The organism is Enterococcus sp. RTP21361st1_A6_RTP21361_211029 (assembly GCF_040910045.1).
Taxonomy (GTDB): Bacteria; Bacillota; Bacilli; order Lactobacillales; family Enterococcaceae; genus Enterococcus_D; species Enterococcus_D gallinarum.
The window spans coordinates 1-3842 of the sequence record NZ_JBDGBK010000148.1 but is presented as its reverse complement, the minus strand read 5'-3'; the positions used below and the strand labels follow the sequence as shown (position 1 = coordinate 3842).

Sequence of the window (3842 nt, the reverse complement as noted above, 5' to 3'; positions counted from 1 at the left end):
GATATCATTTTCAAAGCTAACGGATTTCGTCCATAATTAATTGGTGTCAAATCAACGATAGTTTTTCCACCAGCTTGTTTAAAAGCCATAACTTCCGCAATACTATGATAAATATCATCCAAGGTATAATCTTCATACTTTCTTAACTCATTAGGAATGACATATAAATGTTCATGAATAAATGTTGTACCCAAAGACTCAGCTTCGATTGGGCCTGTAACCGTATTGATCATGCACTCATCTCCTACCATTCAGCGATTGTACCATCATAATTTTTCCACTTAGGATTGGTCCAAACTAAACCTTCTTGTGCAATTTCTTTCACTCGATCTTCGTCCATTTCTAACCCTAAACCTGGTTTTGTCGGAAGATCTACGAAGCCATCTTTGTATTGGAATATCTCTTTATTCTTTACAAAATCTAACAAATCAAACCCTTTGTTGTAATGAATACCTAAGCTTTGTTCTTGAATAAACACATTAGGTGTACAAGAATCAACTTGTAATGTAGCTGCTAACGCAATCGGTCCATATGGTGCATGGGGGGCAACTGCTATATCATAAGCTTCAGCCATTGCAGCAATTTTTCTTGTTTCTAAAATCCCTCCACATAAAGCTACATCTGGTTGAATGATATCAATCGCTCCCTGTTGAAGAATTGATTTAAATTGCCATCTTGTATACAAACGTTCACCCGTTGCTAGTGGTACAGCAACTGCATTGGCTACTTCACTGAAATGTTCTTCATTCTCCGGCAAAACCACTTCTTCTAAGAACATTGGATGATAGGGTTCCAGTGCTTTTGCTAAAACCTTAGCCATTGGTTTGTGAACACGACCATGAAAATCGACACCAATGCTCAATGTATCTCCAAAACGTTCTCTAATTGAAGCAACACGTTCCACTACTTCAGCTACTTTTTCATAAGAATCAATGTAGTGTAATTCTTCTGTCGCGTTCATTTTCACGGCGGTAAACCCACGATCTACTCGATCTTGTGCCTGCTCTACTACTTCAGAAGGACGATCTCCACCAATCCAAGAATATACTTTGATTTTATCACGGGCTGCTCCACCTAGTAATTCATAAACTGGAACATTTAAGGCTTTCCCTTTAATATCCCATAAAGCCATTTCAAGTCCAGAGACAATCGTTCCATTAATAGGACCACCTCGGAAAAATGAACGATGCATTTCCTGAAACAGACGTTCAATTGCAAATGGGTTTTGACCAACTAAGAATCGATTTCCTATCTCATAAGCTCCTGCCACAACTGTTTCAGTCTTAGTTCCAGAAATCATTTCACCCCAGCCTTCAATACCTTCATCTGTAGATATTTTGACAAAAATCCATCTTGGTTTTACTTTATAGACTGTAATTTTTGAAATTTTCACTGTATGCCCTCCTGAATATTAGAAAATATTTGAAATAAACTCAGCAATCTTCATTAAAATGAAACCAATAATGTGTGTACCTGCATCTTCGGTAGATATTTGTGTCATTCCTGCTGGTAATTGGAATCCCCCAGCCAAAGCTAATTGTGTATGTATGCCGGCTAAACTAGTAGCAATTAAAAGCACACAAGCTGTTATAATCGTGGTGGAAAGTATTCCGCGAATAATATTTCCTTTTGAAAAGGCGACCGGCCATGCAGATAGCCACATTGCTTGGTAGGCAATATCTGAAATAGGTAAGAGTTTGTTACCTGGTAAAATAGCAGCCAACACTAAGGTAATCGGAACCATGATAATACCCGTAGCAATGGCACTTGAATTAGCAACTGTCAACGCAGCATCCACACCCATTGTAAAATTGTTTCCTGGAAATTTTACATTCAAGAATTTCTTAACAGAATTAGCAAAGGGTAATAATCCTTCCATTAAAATTTGCATCATTTTAGGTGTTAGAACCATTGTTGCAGAAGTACTCATTCCCACTATCAATACCTTATCAACAGGTTCTTTTGCTAATAACCCAATAACCAAGCCGATGACAAATCCCATAAACATAGGCTCACCAACAAAACCAAACCGCTCTTGAATTTTTTCAGGACGAGCATCTACCTTATTTAATCCAGGAATGCGGTCCCACAATTTGTTAAGTAGCCAAGCCAAGGGTGCCCAACCAACTGAGTTCGCAGTCGGGAAATTAACCCCTTCTAGTTCAAAGTAATCCTCTACTAACGGCGTTGTCCAATCAGCGAGTTTAAAACTAATAATTGCATCAATCGCCCCGAAGATTACCGCCAATATAATATTTTTATCCGTTGCATAATAAACCAAAGCAGCTACAAAAATATAGTGATTATAACTCCAGAAATCGACCATTACTGTATTGGTCTTTTTAAAAATCAGCATCAACACATTAATACCCAAAATAATAAATACCATAACTGCTGCTAGAGGAAAAGACCAAGTGGCTGCTGCACGAGCTGGCCAGCCGACATCCATAATACTTGTTTGAATACCCCAATTTTTGACCATTAACTGAACAGATGGACCTACCTGTGAAATAAACCAATTAATAATAATATTTACACCCGCAAAACCAATCCCCACAGTCAACGCTGATTTTAGTAATGTATTTAGCTTAATTCTAAAAAATAATCCTAAAATCAAGATAATGATAGGCATCATAATCATCGGACCCAAACTTGAGATCCAGTTTAACGCATCAATGACAATATTCATTTTTCACCCTCCTAGTCAAGCTCTTTCAATGCTTCTAACACCAAAGATTCAGATTTTTCTTCATTCACTCCAGTAACAAATGGTGTTCCAGGTATAACTTTAATTCCTTTGGTTACATTTTCTTGTAATTTCCCTGTAGGAACGATAAAGTCAACTTGATTTGATTCTAAAGCACCTGCAACTTCTGAAAATTTTAGTTGCAAAATTCGAGGTTCTGGTAATCCATTTGTTTTTGCTATTTTCCGAATTTTATTAGCTGCCATTGTAGATGTAATCATTGATGATGCACATGCGACGATAATTGTTTTTTTACTCATTGTATTTCCCTCCAATTTATTGATTAAATGCAGTTAAAACTTCTGTTTTACTCTTTGCTTCCATAATTGCTTGTAAGAAATCCTGATTGGTAACTTTACTCATCAACTCCTTCAATAATTGCGGTTGCTTATCGGGACTATCGAATAAAAGGTGAATAATAACATTCACTGAAACCATTTCTTCGGGATCATCCATTCGCTGAAAATGCAAACTATCTTTAAGAACGGATACTAAAATAGCGGTAACATTTGATAACTGATAATCTGTATGTGGAATTGCGATTGAGCGTTCCCCAATATATAGCCCCGTTGGATAAGTTGTTTCTCTCTTAGTGATTGACTCGAGATATCCCTCCTTTACCATGTTTTCCGTCATCAGTTTCTTTGTAATCTTTTGAAAGTATTCTTCTTGGTTTGAAAAACTTTGATTTAACAAAATATTTTTTTCTTCTAATTTAATGAGACTCATCTTCTTCACTTCCTGCTTCAGCTAGTTTATCTAAATATGATTGAATTGATTTTCGAATAGCTTGCCCATTGCGGTTTTGTATATCAGCTTTTTGAAACATGCTTGATCCTACCCCAAAGTACACAACTCCTGCTTTTTTAAAAGCCGCAATATTATCAATCGTCACTCCTCCAACTGCCATTAAAGGCCGTATACCAAAAGGACCGGCCAGTTGTTTAAAGTAGGTTGGCCCTACAGTGACTGCTGGAAAAACCTTTACAATATCGGCACCTTCATCAAACATAACTTGAATTTCCGATGGCGTAAAAGCTGATGGCACAGTTACCACCCCACGTTCTTTAGCCAACGAAAAAATTGGTGTTGAAAA

The 3842-nt window shown here is 37.1% G+C and carries 5 protein-coding genes and 1 pseudogene; all 6 read right to left on the bottom strand.

Annotated elements, in window-relative coordinates; translation table 11 throughout:
- Window positions 1-233, bottom strand: a pseudogene (locus AB5Z52_RS16145) (aryldialkylphosphatase); the annotation flags it as partial.
- Between the two features lie 11 nt (window positions 234-244).
- Window positions 245-1393, bottom strand: coding sequence for a galactonate dehydratase (gene dgoD / locus AB5Z52_RS16140; RefSeq protein WP_060805113.1), 1149 nt, complete (start codon window positions 1391-1393; stop codon window positions 245-247).
- An 18-nt stretch (window positions 1394-1411) separates the two neighbouring features.
- The gene (locus tag AB5Z52_RS16135) at window positions 1412-2689 is read right to left on the bottom strand and encodes a PTS galactitol transporter subunit IIC (protein WP_060805112.1); all 1278 of its coding nucleotides are present in this window, start codon (window positions 2687-2689) and stop codon (window positions 1412-1414) included.
- Between the two features lie 11 nt (window positions 2690-2700).
- Window positions 2701-3006 carry a PTS lactose transporter subunit IIB gene (locus tag AB5Z52_RS16130; RefSeq protein WP_060805111.1) on the bottom strand — a complete coding sequence of 102 codons (306 nt, stop codon included), beginning with the start codon at window positions 3004-3006 and terminating at the stop codon, window positions 2701-2703.
- Between the two features lie 16 nt (window positions 3007-3022).
- Window positions 3023-3475, bottom strand: a complete 453-nt coding sequence (locus AB5Z52_RS16125) for a PTS sugar transporter subunit IIA (RefSeq protein ID WP_060805110.1) — start codon at window positions 3473-3475, stop codon at window positions 3023-3025.
- A partial coding sequence (locus tag AB5Z52_RS16120; RefSeq protein ID WP_368267014.1) for a bifunctional 4-hydroxy-2-oxoglutarate aldolase/2-dehydro-3-deoxy-phosphogluconate aldolase occupies window positions 3462-3842 on the bottom strand: 381 nt, incomplete at its 5' end. The genes AB5Z52_RS16120 and AB5Z52_RS16125, both read right to left, overlap by 14 nt.